This is a genomic window from Solidesulfovibrio sp. DCME (assembly GCF_049995385.1).
In the GTDB taxonomy this organism is placed as follows: domain Bacteria; phylum Desulfobacterota; class Desulfovibrionia; order Desulfovibrionales; family Desulfovibrionaceae; genus Solidesulfovibrio.
Genome location: NZ_CP188261.1, coordinates 4,636,247 through 4,650,216 on the forward strand (window position 1 = coordinate 4,636,247; position 13,970 = coordinate 4,650,216).

14 protein-coding genes are annotated in these 13,970 nt (G+C 69.1%); 5 read left to right on the forward strand and 9 right to left on the reverse strand.

Going from position 1 to position 13,970, the window contains the following annotated elements; genetic code table 11:
• Positions 1-40: 40 nt before the first annotated feature.
• The 5 genes from ACP59X_RS20530 to ACP59X_RS20550 form a co-directional block, all read right to left on the reverse strand.
• Positions 41-1,012 (reverse strand): phage major capsid protein, encoded by a 972-nt coding sequence (locus tag ACP59X_RS20530; protein ID WP_428562105.1) that lies wholly within the window; start codon positions 1,010-1,012, stop codon positions 41-43.
• Positions 1,013-1,030: 18 nt separating this feature from the next.
• A complete protein-coding gene (locus ACP59X_RS20535) occupies positions 1,031-1,597 on the reverse strand; it encodes a hypothetical protein (protein ID WP_428562107.1) in 567 nt (188 codons plus the stop codon).
• 71 nt (positions 1,598-1,668) lie between these two features.
• Positions 1,669-2,034: a zinc ribbon domain-containing protein gene (locus ACP59X_RS20540; RefSeq protein WP_428562109.1), complete on the reverse strand. Its 366-nt coding sequence runs from the start codon at positions 2,032-2,034 to the stop codon at positions 1,669-1,671.
• Positions 2,021-3,829, reverse strand: coding sequence for a portal protein (locus ACP59X_RS20545; RefSeq protein WP_428562111.1), 1,809 nt, complete (start codon positions 3,827-3,829; stop codon positions 2,021-2,023). The genes ACP59X_RS20540 and ACP59X_RS20545 overlap by 14 nt, the downstream gene beginning before the upstream one ends.
• Positions 3,829-4,104 carry a hypothetical protein gene (locus ACP59X_RS20550; protein ID WP_428562113.1) on the reverse strand — a complete coding sequence of 92 codons (276 nt, stop codon included), beginning with the start codon at positions 4,102-4,104 and terminating at the stop codon, positions 3,829-3,831. The genes ACP59X_RS20545 and ACP59X_RS20550 overlap by 1 nt, the downstream gene beginning before the upstream one ends.
• 284 nt (positions 4,105-4,388) lie before the next feature.
• Between ACP59X_RS20550 and ACP59X_RS20555 the strand changes: the two genes are divergently transcribed.
• Together ACP59X_RS20555 and ACP59X_RS20560 are read left to right on the forward strand one after the other, a co-directional pair.
• On the forward strand, positions 4,389-4,805 hold the full coding sequence (locus tag ACP59X_RS20555; protein ID WP_428562115.1) for a hypothetical protein: 417 nt from the start codon (positions 4,389-4,391) through the stop codon (positions 4,803-4,805).
• Positions 4,806-4,825: 20 nt separating this feature from the next.
• Entirely contained in the window at positions 4,826-5,020 is a 195-nt protein-coding gene (locus ACP59X_RS20560; protein ID WP_428562117.1) for a hypothetical protein, read from the forward strand.
• Between the two features lie 193 nt (positions 5,021-5,213).
• On the opposite strand, the gene tsaA is transcribed toward ACP59X_RS20560, so the two are convergent.
• The gene (tsaA, locus tag ACP59X_RS20565; RefSeq protein WP_428562119.1) at positions 5,214-5,711 is read right to left on the reverse strand and encodes a tRNA (N6-threonylcarbamoyladenosine(37)-N6)-methyltransferase TrmO; all 498 of its coding nucleotides are present in this window, start codon (positions 5,709-5,711) and stop codon (positions 5,214-5,216) included.
• A 44-nt stretch (positions 5,712-5,755) separates the two neighbouring features.
• Positions 5,756-6,601 carry a hypothetical protein gene (locus tag ACP59X_RS20570; RefSeq protein WP_428562121.1) on the reverse strand — a complete coding sequence of 282 codons (846 nt, stop codon included), beginning with the start codon at positions 6,599-6,601 and terminating at the stop codon, positions 5,756-5,758.
• Positions 6,602-6,788: 187 nt separating this feature from the next.
• Here ACP59X_RS20570 and ACP59X_RS20575 point away from each other — a divergent pair, with 187 nt between their 5' ends.
• Together ACP59X_RS20575 and ACP59X_RS20580 are read left to right on the forward strand one after the other, a co-directional pair.
• A complete protein-coding gene (locus ACP59X_RS20575; RefSeq protein ID WP_428562123.1) occupies positions 6,789-9,437 on the forward strand; it encodes a methyl-accepting chemotaxis protein in 2,649 nt (882 codons plus the stop codon).
• 72 nt (positions 9,438-9,509) lie between these two features.
• A complete protein-coding gene (locus ACP59X_RS20580; protein ID WP_428562126.1) occupies positions 9,510-9,878 on the forward strand; it encodes a response regulator in 369 nt (122 codons plus the stop codon).
• Between the two features lie 110 nt (positions 9,879-9,988).
• Here the strand turns inward: ACP59X_RS20580 and ACP59X_RS20585 are convergent, their stop codons facing one another.
• Complete coding sequence (locus tag ACP59X_RS20585) at positions 9,989-12,436, reverse strand: ATP-binding protein (protein WP_428562128.1); 2,448 nt, start codon at positions 12,434-12,436, stop codon at positions 9,989-9,991.
• Positions 12,437-12,489: 53 nt separating this feature from the next.
• Positions 12,490-13,170: an SGNH/GDSL hydrolase family protein gene (locus tag ACP59X_RS20590; protein WP_428562130.1), complete on the reverse strand. Its 681-nt coding sequence runs from the start codon at positions 13,168-13,170 to the stop codon at positions 12,490-12,492.
• A 356-nt stretch (positions 13,171-13,526) separates the two neighbouring features.
• On the opposite strand from ACP59X_RS20590, the gene ACP59X_RS20595 reads away from it, so the two are divergent.
• On the forward strand, positions 13,527-13,943 hold the full coding sequence (locus ACP59X_RS20595; RefSeq protein WP_428562132.1) for a hypothetical protein: 417 nt from the start codon (positions 13,527-13,529) through the stop codon (positions 13,941-13,943).
• Positions 13,944-13,970: the final 27 nt, after the last annotated feature.

Consider the following 13,970-nt stretch of genomic DNA (forward strand, 5'->3'; position numbering starts at 1 on the left):
GTCCTCCAAGTTGGGCGGATTGCGGTGGTTTCGTTGCGGCCTAGGACAGGTTCGAATGGCAGGCGTGGGCCTTGCGGTTGGAGCAGATGAGGTTGCCGTGCCAGAGGATCTTCATGGAGCGACCGGCCGGGCCGGCCAGGTCGACCCAGGGCTGGCGGGCGAAGAAGCCGTTTTGGTGCACGGCGAAACCCAGGTAGTTGGTGTTGACGGCAAAGAGGCACCCGGCCGGGCAATAGTCGTCGGCGGCCACGATCATGCCTTCGTAGACCAGGTGGGTGAAGCCGGCGCTCAAGACGCCATCGTCGGTCACGAAACGCTGCTGCACCTGGAGGATGCGGGAGACCTTGTTGTAGAGGGTCTCGGTGGTGACGGCGATGTTGGGCTTGCCGTCCCGGCCGTCGGAGACTTTCGCGGCGCTGCGCAGTTCCTGGAGCACCTCGAGGCTCACGGCCTCGGACGTGGCGTCGGTCACGCCCTTCCAGGGCTTGGTGCCGTCGGCGGCCACGAGGTCGTTTTCGGCGATGCCGCCGTAGGGCTTGTCGGCGTCGGGGCTGGTCAGCGCCCGCAGGCCGGTGAGGGTGGGCGCCTCGTCGCCGGCGGCGGAATACAGGGTGGCGGCCAGCCAGCCGGCGCAGGTGCGCTGGGCGGTTTCTATCTTCTGGGTCACGAACTGCACGGCGGCATAGTCCCCGGCGGCGGCCACCTCGTCGGTGAGGTAGACGGTGGCATTGCCGTAGGCGTGCTTCCAGTGGAAGGCGGCGGCGTTGACGCTGACCCGGTCGTCGCTCGAGAGCGTGTCGGAGCGGGTGAAAAAGCCGCCTTCGGCGTCGGAGTAGTTCAGCGGCACCCGGATCTTCTCGCCGCCGCCCGGACGCTCGAACAGGCCGGCCTGGCGGTTCATGAGCAGGTCCAGGAGAAAGGAGTTGCGGAAGTAGATGTCCACGGCCTTGCCGCCGGCGGCGGCGAAGTAGTCGCTGGTGATGGCTTCGATTTCGGTAAGCGTCAGGGACATGCGGGTTCCTCCTTGGGGTTAGGCGCCGGCGGACTGGCGACGGGCGGTGAGGCGGGCGGCCAGGACGGCGTGGACGCCGCCGAACTTCTCGGGCGCGGCCAGGTCGGGATCCGGGCCACGGCCCCGTTCGGGCGCGACATTGGCGGCGCTGAGCGTGCGGGCCAGCCCCTTGGTGCGCAGTTTTTCCATGAGCCCGGCCTCGGCCGCGGCGGCGCCTTCCCGCAAGGCATCGGCCACGGCGGCGTCCCGGGCCTGGCGTTCGGCCGCCAGGTGGTGGGCGAAGTAGGCCCCGACGTCGTCGAGAAGCGCGTTGGACCGCTTCTGGGCCTCCAGGGCGCCGTTTTCGGCCAGTCCCCGGAAATCCGGGTGCTCGGTGGCGAAACGGTTGAGGAGCGCCTCGCGCTCGGCCTGGCGGCGGCGGGCCTCCACCGCGTCGAGGCGGGCTTCGAGCAGGGCGTCCAGGCGCTTTTCCAGGTCGGCGAAAAACGGCTCCAGGGCGCCCAGGCCGGGGTCACCGGCAGCGGCGGCAACGGCGGCAACGGCGGCGGGAACCTGTTCGGGCGACGCGACGGTTTGGGTTTCCATGACCTCCCCTTTACGGTTGACGGTTGCGGAGGGACCGGCCGGCCGGGAAGCGGCCGGCCGCAAGCGACGGTTCAGGCGTCAGGGTGCCTGGCGGCGAAACGGGCCCGGACTTCGCGGGCGATCTCCGGGCCGAGCGCGGGCCCGGGGCGGGGCTCGCCGGGTTCCAGGGGGCGCAGCTTCTCGCCGGCCAGCCAGCGCCGGTAGTTGGCCCGGCTGGGCTCGGCCAGGAAGGCGCGCACGTGGGGGGCCGGCGAATCCTTGTCCACCACGGCCGTGACCGAGGGCAGCCAGTCGGCGTCGGCCCGGTAGCCGCGCCCCACGGAGATAAGCCGCTCGGCCGTGCCGCCGCAGGCGCACACGCCCTGCCCCGCATCCATCCTCGCCAAGGCCTCGAACGTCCGGCCACACACCCGGCAAGCAAAGTCATACAGCGGCATGTCCACCCCCCTGCCCTTCCCCCATCCGGGGGGTCCGGGGGGGATGATCCCCCCCGGCGGGGTCCGGGGCAGCGCCCCGATCTTCACTTTCCCCCTCCCCCTTCGCTCTCGCCTCCATGCGCTCCAGCACGGCGGCCCGGCCGGACCAGTCGAGCTTGTCCAGGAGGTCGCGGCGGTCGATGGCGCCCATCTGGTAGAGGGCCAGGGCCTCCTCGCGCTGCTGCACCCGGGAGACGGGCATGGTGGAGCCGGAGACCACGGTGAGGCGGGCGGGGATGCGGCAGTCGGCGCCGTGCAGAGGCGCGACGGACAGGCGGCCGTTTTCGGCGAAGCTGATCCAGCGCTCCTCGGTGTACCAGTTCTGCATATGGCTCAAGAACATGCGACCGCGTTCACGGATAAGCCTTGAGTAGTTGCGGATCTTGCCGCGCAGCATGGTGGCCGCCTGCTCGATGAGGGCGGAAATGGCCCGGTAGGCGATGACGGGGTGGTCGGGCGAGGCGGCCCGTTCCAGGTCGCCCAGGCCCGATATCTGGGCGAAAAGCTCCCGATAGATGGCCAGCACGCTTTCGATGTCTTTGGTGTTGTTGACAAATTCCAGGTAGCGGATGCCCTGGGCAGCGGCCATGGAGGTGGGGTTGACGATGCCCTGGCGGTTGGTGAAGGCGGCGTTGGCCACGCCGGAATCCCGGGGATTGATGATTTTCGGCCGGGCGCAGTGGTCCTTGTGGGCGGTGAGCTGGGCCAGGCACTTGTTGACCTCGTGCTGGAGGCCGGCCAACTGCTCGAAGTCCGAAGCGCCCCAAAGGCTGGCCGGATCGGTCAGGGAATTGGCCAGGGCGAAGGGAAAGCGGTCGTAGAGGTAGGTGGCCATGGCCTCGGCCGGGGTAAGCCGCGCATTGACCGAGGGATTGGGCCGGTCGGACAGCACCAGGTCGCCGGCCCCGGCCACGGTGACGCAGCGGATAAAGCCCGGGTACAGGGGGCCGTCCCCGGTCATGGTGTAGTCGCGGGCCCAGCATTCGCACACGAGCACCGCGTCGTCGCTCGGGCCGTCGCCGCCGCGCGCGCCCACAAGGGCCTTGAGCACCTCGCCGAAGCGGGAAAAAAGCCCCAGCCGCGAACCGTCGCCCGTGACCATTTCCCGGCGGTTGTCGCCAAGCGAGGCCAGAAGCGCCGCGTCGCTGGCGAGCCGGCCGGCGGCCTCGGGCCAGCGCCGGGCCGCCTCGGCCAGGGGCATGGCCGTGAAATGGAGCACGGCGGCGGCGTCCTGGAGTTCCAGGGTATCGGTGGGGAACACGCCAAAGGCGAAGGGGTCGACCACCACGGTGCGCACCTCGCCCAGGCCATATTCGAGGTCCGGGTCGAAGACGACTTTTTCCACGGCGATGCCGTAGGTTTCGCCGTTAATCACCGAGCGCTCGAACACGGACTGCTGCTCCTGCTCGATCCACCAGCAGGCGGCGGCCCGCTCCAGGCTGCGAAACAGGGCCTCGTCGCCGCCGGGGCCCACCCGGTTGACGTTGAAGGTGGGGTTGTTGTCCGTGAGCATGTTGACGGTGCGCTGGCGGTGCAGGTGGAGCAGGTTGGCGGAGGGGGCGGGGGCGGCCAGGGCCGCCTCGGCCGGCCAGACGCGGCCCAGGCCCAGGCGGTAGTGGCTGGTCCATTTTTCGGCCAGGCCCAGGCGGGCCTTGTCGCGCACCACGGCTTCGAGCAGCTCGAAGACGCGCGGCCCGACCAGGTCCGGGCGCGCCGCCGGGGGCAGCAGTTCGCGGTTGCGGTCGGCGTCGGCCATTACTTGCCCTCCTTGGAGCGACGGATCGGGGCGGCGGCCGGGATGACGATGGCCCCGCGGTCGGTTTCGAGGCTTTCCCGGCCGGCCGGGTCGTAGCCCTGGGGATGGTGGCGACAGAAGGGGCAGCGGGCGTGTTCGAAGGGAATTTCCGGATCAAAGGGCGGCGGGAAGCCGGTCTCAAGGGGGCCGAACACGGCGCCGGTCAGCGGCGGGCGGAGGTCGGCGGGGTCGAAGGCGGCAATGGCGGCGTGACACAAACGGCAGCGCAGGATCATGTTGGCTCTCCCCTTTTGGCGGCGGCGTTTCCCGCCGCCCGCAAAAGCCATCAGTCCATGGGAAGCGGACAGGCACCAGCCAGTTTCCGTCATTATTTCGCCGATCCGGCCGGGCCTTTGGCCTTGGCCCCGGTTTCAAAAACCGAGCACGCGCTCAGTCGCAAATAGCAAAATGAGAAAAAAATCACGAATAATCGCGGCGTTGCCCGGATTTCCATTGTGGCTGGCACGGCTTTCGGGTATGTAAAATGGCATTCCAAATTTTCCCTGGGAGGAAACGCCTTATGCTCGGCATGGAGAAAAAGGTCCGCGCGCTGTATGGCGACGATGTGGAGAGCAAAGTCGGCAACCCTGTGGTGGAGGCCAAGGAAACGGCCAATTCGGCCCGGGCCGGCCTGGCCCTGGCCATCCTGGCCATCGTGCTGGCTTTCGGCGTCTATGTGGCCCTGGATGCGAAGATTTCGGGCCTGAGCCAAACCGTGGCCGAGGTTCCGGCCAAGGTGGCGGCCATCGACGCCAAGGTGGCGGCCTTCGACGGGCTGCCGGCCAAGCTGCGCAAGCAGATGGCGGCGGAGAAGGTGGCGGAATTCGCGGCCGCGGCCGAGCGCCTGGCCACGGGCCTGGACGGCGCCGACCAGAAGGCGGCGGCGGCCAAGATTTCGGAGATGGCCAAGCAGCTGCAGGCCGACGTGGCCAAGTAGCGGCGGGCAAGGAGGAGGCCATGGCGGACTACGTTGTCGGCGTGACGGACGGCTACCATTCCATCGCCTTTGCCGACGGCCTGGAACCGGCCGAACGCCGCCCCTTTTCCATCACCTCGCCCTCGGACCTGACCCGGGCCGAGGCCGCCATCCCCAGGGCCACCCCGGCCCTGGCCGAAGTGCGCCGCGGCCGCCTCACGGACACGTCCGCCTGAGGCGGGACACCCCGCTCACGAAAAAAAGGCCGTCGCCCGCAAGGGCGGCGGCCTTTTGGCGTCGGGGCGTCGGGGCGTCGGGGCGTCGGGGCGTCGGGGCGTCGGGGCGTCGGGGCGTCGGGGCCGGGCAGCCGGCACCGGGCGGCCGGCGCCGCGGCTGGCGGCAACGAACGGGTTGCCCCGGATGTTCGGCTCAGACGGGCGGCACGAAGCGGTCGTCGCTGCGGGTGTCGGCGACGGTGTCGGCCCGGCCTTCGAGCCAGCCCGAACGCACCGGCCCGGCCGGGGCGTCGAAGGCCGGGGCATAGGGCTTGATGTCCAAAAGCGGCGTGCCGTCCAGGACATCCACCCCGCGCACATGCACCACCGGCCCGTCCACGGCGACCAGTTCGACCACGGACAGGCCGATGGGATTGGGCCGCTTGGGGGCACGGGTGGCGAAAAGCCCGCGCGGCGTATCGTCGAGATACGGGGTGACGGTCAGATTGTAGCCCTTGGAGGCGTGGAAGAGGTAGAGGAGGTAGATGTGGGAAAAGCCGTCCAGGTCGGCCAGGGCCGGGGCCAGGGCCGGGTCGAGTTCCAGCCGCCCCAGGGCCTGCCGGGCGCCGCCGGGCTGGATGGGCATGCCGGCCAGGGCCGTAAACGGCGAGCGGATGACGCCGATGGGGGTCAGGGTCACGGATGCGGCCATGCGAAACCTCCCGCGTATGGCACGCCGACAGGGGGCGCGCCGGTTCAGGTTTGCTTTTCGAAGGAGTCGCTGGCCCAGGCCACGCCATAGGCGAAGGCCATGCCGGCCACGCCCAGAAGCGGTGCGTAGTAGGCCGGCGCGGCCAGGGCGAAGCGGATGAAAAGCGTGGCCAGGGCGAAGCCGGAATTGCGGAACACCGAGCGGAAGGCCGGCTGGTAGGTGTGGGAAAGCAGCACGATGAAGATGTCGCTGAAAATGAGCACGGTGTAGAACACCGTGAAGAAGTCGTGGGCTTCCCCGGTCCTGGCGCTTTCCCAGGCGACCCACAGGCCAAACGACAGGAAAAAAAGCAGCAGGCAGAAGGCCAGGAACTTCTTGTTGGCCACGAACGGGTAGAGCCATGGCCCCTTGGGCGACTGCGGTTTGCTGCGGTAGCGGCGGTAGTACATGCCCAGGCCAATGAAGCACATAAGCGCGCCCGCGCCGTCGGCCAGCATGGGCAGCAGCACGTGGATGGATTCGATCAGGACGATGGGCTCGTGGAGGTGGACGAGTTCCTTGAAGGCGTCGCGCAACAGGATCAGGCACAGGATCTCGAACTGCTTGCCCAGGGATTTGGTGACCGAGCAGGGCAGCACGAAAATGAGGTCCACCACCTCCTGGATGAGCACCAGGGTGAAGGCGAGGTTGATGGCGTAGAAATGGGACGTGGGCGTCAGCTTGGCCAGCACCGGGGGCAGCAGGCCGCGCAGGTTGAGCTCGATGCCCAAAAGCCCGATGCAAAAAGCCACGACCTGGCTGACGGCCACGAAGCGCCGGGTTTGCGGCCGTTCCCAGAAGGAATGCAGGGGATCGAACAGATTGGTGGCGAATTCGTAGAACGTGATCATTGTCGTTACCCGTGGGCCTTATGCCAAAGGGCCGCTGGAAAAGGAAGAGCGGCGAAGCCCTTGCCATCGTGTCGGCCTTGGGTCATAGCATGGCCTATCATGGTCGACCTTTTCTCCGCCAGGGCGCATCGCGGCGGAACGGACCAGCAAACGGACCGGCATGGGTCCGCAATCCGGGGAATGCCTCATGAAAAGCATCCGCGACTGGCCCATAAGCCTCAAGATCGTCCTGGTCTGCATCGCCATGCTCACGGCACTCTCCGGCTTTTCCGTGGGTTTTTTCCTCTACGAGCTCGACGCCTACCGCGACCAGAATGCGGCGAAACTGCGCAACGACCTCTATGCCCAGGCAAAATCCCGCCAGCGGCAGGCCGTGCGCCAGGTATATGAAGTCGTCAACTATTTCTATTCCGTCTCCAAGGATGAGGAAGCCCTCAAAAAGCGCGCCCATGATCGCTTAAAGGCCGTGACAGACGCCGTGGCCAACCAGGCCCTGGCCTATTACACGGCGCACAAGGACAGCCTGCCCCGGGAGGAAATCGAGGCGCGCATCAAGGAAATGACCAGGGACGCCCGGTTCGACGACGGCAACTACGTCTGGATCAACGACATGGCCCCGCGCATGGTCATGCACCCCACCCAGCCGGCCCTAGACGGCAAGGACCTGTCCGGCTACCGCGACCCCAAGGGCACGGCGCTTTTCATGGACATGGTCCAGGCCGTCAAAAAGGACGGCCAGGGCATGGTCGCCTACCTGTGGGACAAGCCCGGGGCGCCGGGCGACCCCAAGCCCAAGGTGTCCTACGTGCGGCTGGTGCCCGAACTGGGCTGGGTCTTCGGGTCCGGGGCCTGGCTCGAGGACGCCACGGCCAGGCTGCGGGACGAGGCCAAGGCGCAGGTGTCCCGGATGCGCCTGCCCGACGGCAACTATTTTTTCATCTACGACACCACCAGCCCGGTGCCGCGCATGGTCATGCATCCCATCCGGCCGGACCTCGACGGCAAGGTCCAGGACGATGCGGCCTACAACCGGGCCACGGCCATGCAGGCCGGCCAGGACGCGCCGGTGACCCCGTTTCCCGGCGGCAAGAAGAACCTGGCCCAGGCCATGCTCGAAGCCGTGGGGCCCACGGGCGAAGGCTACGTCAACTACGATTGGACCAAGCCCTTGCCCGGCGGCGGCGAATCCCGCGAACTGTACCCCAAGCTCTCCTATGTCACGCTTTTTAAGCCCTGGAACTGGATCATCGGCATGGGCGACGCCATCGACGGCATCGACGCGGCCGTGGCCGCCGAGTCGGCCGCCCTGGACTCGGCCGTCCACGGCATCACGGTCAAGCTCGTGGCTGCCTCGGCCGTGTTTCTGGCGGCCATGGCCGTGCTGGCCTTCCTGCTGGTGCGCCGCCTGCTCAACCGGCCCATCCGGGCCATCGTGGACTACGCCGACCGGGTGGCCGGCGGCGACCTCGAGGCTGCGGTGTCCATGACGCTTACGGCCGAGATGGCGAGCCTGGCCGCCTCGATCCGATCCATGGTGGCGGCGCTCAAGGAGGAACTGGAATTCGCCCGGGGCATTCTCGATTCGGTGACCATGCCCTGCGTGGTGGCCGACCCCAGCGGCAAGGTCCTGCTGGTCAACCGCTGGCTGGCGCATTTCCTGGGCGAGAAGAAAGGCTCCGAGGCCTATGTCGGCCGGCCGCTGCGCCAGGTCTTTGCCGGCCACGGCCCGGTGGCCGAGACCCTGGAGGCGGTGCTGACCCGCCGGGAGATCATCACCAACGTGGAGTACGACGGGGCCTACGCCTGGGGCGAGCGGTTTTTCGTCAAGATCGACGCCGCGCCCATAAGCGGCAGCGACGGCAAGATGCTCGGCGTCTTCGCCATGCTGGCCACCCTGACCAAGGTCAAACTCCAGCAGGAGGCCCTGGCCGAACAGAACCGGCTCATCGCCCAGTCGGCGGCCACGGCCGAGGACATCGCCGCCCGAGTGGCCGACAACGCCCGGGAACTGGCCGTCCTCATCGACCGCACGAGCGAGGGGGTGGCCAACCAGCGCCGGCGTAGCGAGGAAACGGCCACGGCCATGGAAGAGATGAACGCCACCGTGCTGGAAGTGGCCCAAAACGCCGGCCTGGCCGCAGGCAGCGCGGACGAGGCCAAGGCCCGGGCCCGGGAAGGTTCGGCCATGGTCGGCCAGGTGGTGGCGGCCATCGAGGAGGTCAGCACCCTGGCCGAGACGCTTCGCGGCGACATGGCCGCCCTAGGCGAACGGGCCGAGGGCATCGGCCGGGTGCTCGAGGTCATCTCGGACATCGCCGACCAGACGAACCTGCTGGCCTTAAACGCGGCCATCGAGGCGGCCCGGGCCGGCGAGGCCGGGCGCGGCTTCGCCGTGGTGGCCGACGAGGTCCGCAAACTGGCCGAAAAGACCATGACCGCCACCCGAGAGGTGGGCCAAGCCATCGAGGCCGTGCAGCAAGGCGCCCGGCGCGGCAACACCGAAACCATCCGGGCCGCGGACGCGGCCGGGCGCAGCGCCTCCCTGGCCGAACAGGCCGGCGCGGCCCTGGACGCCATCGTGGGCATGGTCGAGGGCACGGCCGACCAGGTCCGGGCCATCGCCACGGCGGCGGAGCAGCAGTCGGCCACGACCGAGGAGATCAGCCGGGCCACGGAGGAAGTCAGCCAGGTGGCCAAGGACATCGGCGAGGGCATGGCCGCCTCGGTTACGGCCGTGCGCGGCCTCAACGACGAGACCGAGGAACTCAACGCCCTGATCGCCCGGATGCAGTCCACCACCGCCGGCGAGGACGAGCCGGGACAGCTGCCGGCCTGACGCGGCGGCCGCATCTGGCTTATCGGGACAAACGCGCTTCGTGGCCCGTTGCGGCCGCAAGGAGGAGCAGACGTGGCACGGATTCTGGTTGTCGACGACGCGGCCATCACGCGGGCCATGCTGCGGGCGGTGCTGGAGCGGGCCGGCCACGCGGTGGTCGAGGCCGCCGACGGCGACGCGGCCCTGGCCGCCTTCCGAGAGACCCCGGCCCAGGCCGCCTTCGTGGACATTTTCATGCCCGGCAAGGAAGGCCTGGCCACCATCCGGGAACTGCTGGAACTCGCCCCGGGGCTGCCCATCGTGGCCATCAGCGCCGGCAGCACCTTCACCGACACCGAGACCCTGGGCTGGGCCAAGAGCTACGGCGCAGCCGAGGTTTTGGCCAAACCCCTCGCCGCCGAAGCCGTGTTGGCGACCCTTTCCCGGCTGCTCGGCCGGTAACGCCCCTTTCCCGGCGGCTCGACCGGCCGGGGCGCGTTCCGGGTTGCTCGACTGCTCGTGGCGCCTTCCCGGCACGACACGGCGTCTTCCCTCCGGCCGGCATGCGCCGGTCAGTCCGCCGGTGCGATCCCCCGGTCGGCCAGGCCGGCCAGCACCCGGTCCAGTTCCTCTCCCAGGGCGGCGGCCAGGGCCGGGAAATCCGCCGCGCGGCCGTCCCTGGCGGCCATCTCCAGGTCGCGGGCCAGTCGGGCGGCCCGGCTTGCACCGATGACCCCGGCATTGCCCTTGAGGGTATGGGCGGCCAGCACCAGGCCGGGGCCGTCGGCGTCGTCCATGGCCCGCCGGAGTCTTCGCCGGTCGCCGGGCGTATCCCGGACGAAGACCGCGGCCAGCCGGTCGTAGAGGTCGGTATCGCCGCCGAGGTTTTCCAGGGCCTCCGCGCGCCCGGCATCGAAGGCTTCGGCCCCTTGGCCGGCCGGCGTTTCGGGTCCGGCCGCGCCCGTGGTTGGCGGGGGGTGGCCACCGGCGCCTTTTTCCCCTTGGACGAGGCGGGCCAGGGCGGCCAGGAGGGCGTCGAGGCTCACGGGCTTGGCCAGATAATCCGTGGCCCCGGCGGCCAGGATGCGGTCGCGGTCGCGCCGGGCGCCGTGGGCGGTCAGGGCCAGGATGGGGATGGCCGGGTCGCAGCCCGGCACGTCGCCCCGGCGAATGGCCTTGGTCGCGGCCAAGCCGTCCAGGACCGGCATGCGGATGTCCATGAGCACCACCTCGAAATGGCCCATGGCCAAGGCGGTCAGGGCCTCCCGGCCGTTGGCCGCCCGGGTCAGGCGATGCCCCCTGGGCACGAGGTAAGCCGCGACCATCTCGGCCGACAGGTTCGAATCCTCGGCCAAAAGGATGTCCAGGGGCGGCGCCGGGGGGATTTCCACGGGTTGGGCCGCGGCCTCGAGGGTCGCCTCCCGGGCCAGGCCGAAACGAGCCGTAAAGGAGAACTCGCTGCCCTCCCCCGGCTGGCTGGACACCCGGATGCGCCCGCCCATGAGCCCCACCAGCCGGCGGCAGATGGCCAGCCCGAGGCCGGCCCCGCCGCCCCCGGCCCCGTCGACCTGGCGGAAGTTTTCGAAAATATGGCGGCGCTGCTCGGGCGGGATGCCGATGCCGGTGTCGCGCACGCCCACCCGCAGCCCCACCACTCCCGGGGTCGCGGCCGTTGCCCGGCGCGGCGCGGCCCGGGCCATGGTCACGTCCACCCGGCCCGAGGGGGTGAACTTGAGGGCATTGGCCACGAGGTTGCCGACAACCTGGGTCAGCCGGCCCGGATCCCCGGTCAGCACCATTGGCACGTCCGGGGCGATGGCCCCGGCCAGGGCCAGCCCCTGCTCGGCGGCCTGGGGGCCGAAGCGCGACAGCACGGTCTCCAGGACCTCGGCCGGCCGGAAGGCGACGTTCTCCAGGGCCAGCCGCCCGGCCTCGCCCCGTGACAGGTCGAGCAGGTCGCCAAGCAAGCCCCGCAGGGAGGTCCCGGCCTCGCGGATCATGGCCAGGGCCCGGCCCCGATCGAGGCCTTCCTGGCCATCGGGGCGCGAAAGCAGGTCGGCCATACCCAAAATGACATTGAGCGGCGTGCGGATCTCGTGGCTCATGTTGGCCAGGAACACGGATTTGGCCTTGGTGGCTTCCAGGGCCTTGCGCCGGGCGGCGGCGAGTTTCCGGGCCGTGTGCTCGTGGGCCTCGATTTCGCGGGTGAGCGTCGCGTTGGCCGCTTCCAGGGTGGCGTTGGCCTGGCGCAGGCTGGCCGTGCGGCTTTCGATGCGGGCTTCCTGGTCCCGGATGAGCGTGTCCAGGGTCACCTGGACCTGGCGCTGGTCCGTGATGTCGGCCAACAGGCTGACCGAAGCCGGAACGTCGTCCCAGGCCATGAGCCGGGACACGGTGCGCACCCAGCGCACCTGGCCGTTTCGGGCCCGGATGCGAAACGTCTGCCCGGCCGGGGCCGGTTCGCCGGCCAGGCGTTTGCGGTGGTTTGCCACCACGCCCGCTCGATCTTCCTCGTGGAGGAAGCCGGAAAACGGCCGGGAGCACAAGGTGGCGGCGTCGTGGCCGGTGAGGCGTTCCATGAAGGAATTCACGTAGACGAGCCGGCCGGCCACGGCCACGACCACGCCCTCCATGGCGTTTTCGACGATGGCGGCCAACTGCCCTTGGCGCCGGGCGGCCTGGCGCCGGGCCATCTCCAGGTCCGTGACGTCCAGGCCCAGGACCAGGGTCCGCCAGGCGTCGCCCGCCTGGGCCAGCCCGTCCGGGCCAACGGTCAGGACGCGGTAGAGCCGCGCCCCGTGGGCCATGTCCACAGGCGCGGCCAGGGGCGTGGCCGGGAAGGTGGCGGGCAGCAACGGAAAGCGCCGGCCCGTGATGTCGCCGAAACACTCCCGGGTCCGGGGACTGGCCGCAACGACCGTCCCATCCCCGGCAAGGAGCAGGCAAAATCCGGGAAAGCCGTCGGCCAGGCAAGCATAGCAGGCGGCGGCACCGGCCGGGGCGTCCGGGGAGGGAATCATGTCACCTTGTTGCGCGGCCCCTTCCGGCTTGTCAAGGCGGGCGGACCGGTCGGTCAGGGGGACGGGCGGGCCGCCAGGGCGCTTTTGACCGCGGCGTAGACGGTATCGCGCCAGACGGCGGCGGCCTGGCCGTTTAAGTGCACCCCGTCCACGGTGGCCCCTTCCGGCCGGCCCTGGCGCCAGCGATCGAGGGCATCGTCCACGTCGGCCACCCGCGCGCCCAGGCGCTGGCCGATCTCGCGGATGCGCGTGTTGTAGGCCGCGATGCTCGGATGATGGAAATGCTCGGCGGCCAGTTTGCCGGGCTCCATGGGCGGCAGCGTGGCCACGACCAGGGCGCGGCCGCTGTCCAGCACGGCCCTGGCCAGGGCCTCGTAGCCTGCGGCGAACTGCTCGGGGCTGGCCACGGAAGCGCCGAAGGCGTCGTTGGCCCCGATGGACAGCACCACGAGGGGCCCCTTGGAAGCCGCCAGGACCTGTTGCAGAAACGGCAAGGACTCCAGGGCCTTGGATCCGGAAATGCCGGCGTTGACGACATTGAGGCCGTCCGTTGCGGGACAGTACATCTGTTCGACTATGCTGTCGCCGAAAACGACAAGGAGGGGATCGGCCTGGGACTTGATCTGCGTCAATATGATGGCGGACCTGGTACGATAATACAGGCCGCCAAGGTCACGCATGACCATGTTTATGGTGTCGACATTCGACGATATTTCCCGCAGCTGTCCGTCCACGACATGCCACCCTCTCCTGTAATACAAGGCAATGCAGGAAAGAATAACGATGCTACAACAAAGCAGCCCTACGATGACTTTGTTTTCTCTCAAGGGATTCACGCCGGAAAGCTGAGGTTGGGCCGTCTGTGGCCGGAAGTTGCTGGCAATAGCAGGTTCCCTCGGCCACGTAAACACCCATTCACTCCCGACAAACCCGGGCACGGCTTCCGGCAGCCGGCCCTTTTCCGGGCTTCGGCCGGGCAACCGCGCGGCACACCTTGACGCGCCTTCCCTTGGCCGCGCATAGATCATCCGTGGCCGCTTGCCGGGCCGCCTGGGCGCCCCGGCATACACCCCAACCCAAGGAGGCCGCCATGCGCCTGGCCCTGTGTTGCACGCTCGCCTGGCTTCTGTGCGCCACCGCCGCCCCGGCCGCCGATGTGCCCGACATGCGGGGAACATGGCGTACCACCGCCCATGAGGGCATCACCACCGGCAGCCGCCACTTCCCCCAAGCCGACCAGGCGCCGCGCTTCGTCAGCGGGGAGTTCGCCATGGAGATCACGGCCCAGGAAGGCCGCCGCTTCCTGGGCGTAAAAAAGAGCGCCAAGCACCAGGAGAAAATCATGGGGCTTGTGGCCTACGACAACGTGACCGTCCATATCCTGGAAGAGGAAGGCAATTTCCACGGCCGCCTCCTGCCGGACGGCTCCATGGAACTCGTCTATTCCCACGATGCCGGCGGCCGGCAAGCCATCGGCATCGCGCTGTACGTCAAGCAAAAGCCATGAGTGGGCCATCCCGCGACCGGGGAAACC

What these genes read in the sequence shown, in the direction of transcription:
- ACP59X_RS20530 (WP_428562105.1), bottom strand. Translation starts at nt 1,012, where the DNA reads ATGTCCCTGACGCTTACCGAAATCGAAGCCATCACCAGCGACTACTTC.
- ACP59X_RS20535 (WP_428562107.1), bottom strand. Translation starts at nt 1,597, where the DNA reads ATGGAAACCCAAACCGTCGCGTCGCCCGAACAGGTTCCCGCCGCCGTT.
- ACP59X_RS20540 (WP_428562109.1), bottom strand. Translation starts at nt 2,034, where the DNA reads ATGCCGCTGTATGACTTTGCTTGCCGGGTGTGTGGCCGGACGTTCGAG.
- ACP59X_RS20545 (WP_428562111.1), bottom strand. Translation starts at nt 3,829, where the DNA reads ATGGCCGACGCCGACCGCAACCGCGAACTGCTGCCCCCGGCGGCGCGC.
- ACP59X_RS20550 (WP_428562113.1), bottom strand. Translation starts at nt 4,104, where the DNA reads ATGATCCTGCGCTGCCGTTTGTGTCACGCCGCCATTGCCGCCTTCGAC.
- ACP59X_RS20555 (WP_428562115.1), top strand. Translation starts at nt 4,389, where the DNA reads ATGCTCGGCATGGAGAAAAAGGTCCGCGCGCTGTATGGCGACGATGTG.
- ACP59X_RS20560 (WP_428562117.1), top strand. Translation starts at nt 4,826, where the DNA reads ATGGCGGACTACGTTGTCGGCGTGACGGACGGCTACCATTCCATCGCC.
- tsaA (WP_428562119.1), bottom strand. Translation starts at nt 5,711, where the DNA reads ATGGCCGCATCCGTGACCCTGACCCCCATCGGCGTCATCCGCTCGCCG.
- ACP59X_RS20570 (WP_428562121.1), bottom strand. Translation starts at nt 6,601, where the DNA reads ATGATCACGTTCTACGAATTCGCCACCAATCTGTTCGATCCCCTGCAT.
- ACP59X_RS20575 (WP_428562123.1), top strand. Translation starts at nt 6,789, where the DNA reads ATGAAAAGCATCCGCGACTGGCCCATAAGCCTCAAGATCGTCCTGGTC.
- ACP59X_RS20585 (WP_428562128.1), bottom strand. Translation starts at nt 12,436, where the DNA reads ATGATTCCCTCCCCGGACGCCCCGGCCGGTGCCGCCGCCTGCTATGCT.
- ACP59X_RS20595 (WP_428562132.1), top strand. Translation starts at nt 13,527, where the DNA reads ATGCGCCTGGCCCTGTGTTGCACGCTCGCCTGGCTTCTGTGCGCCACC.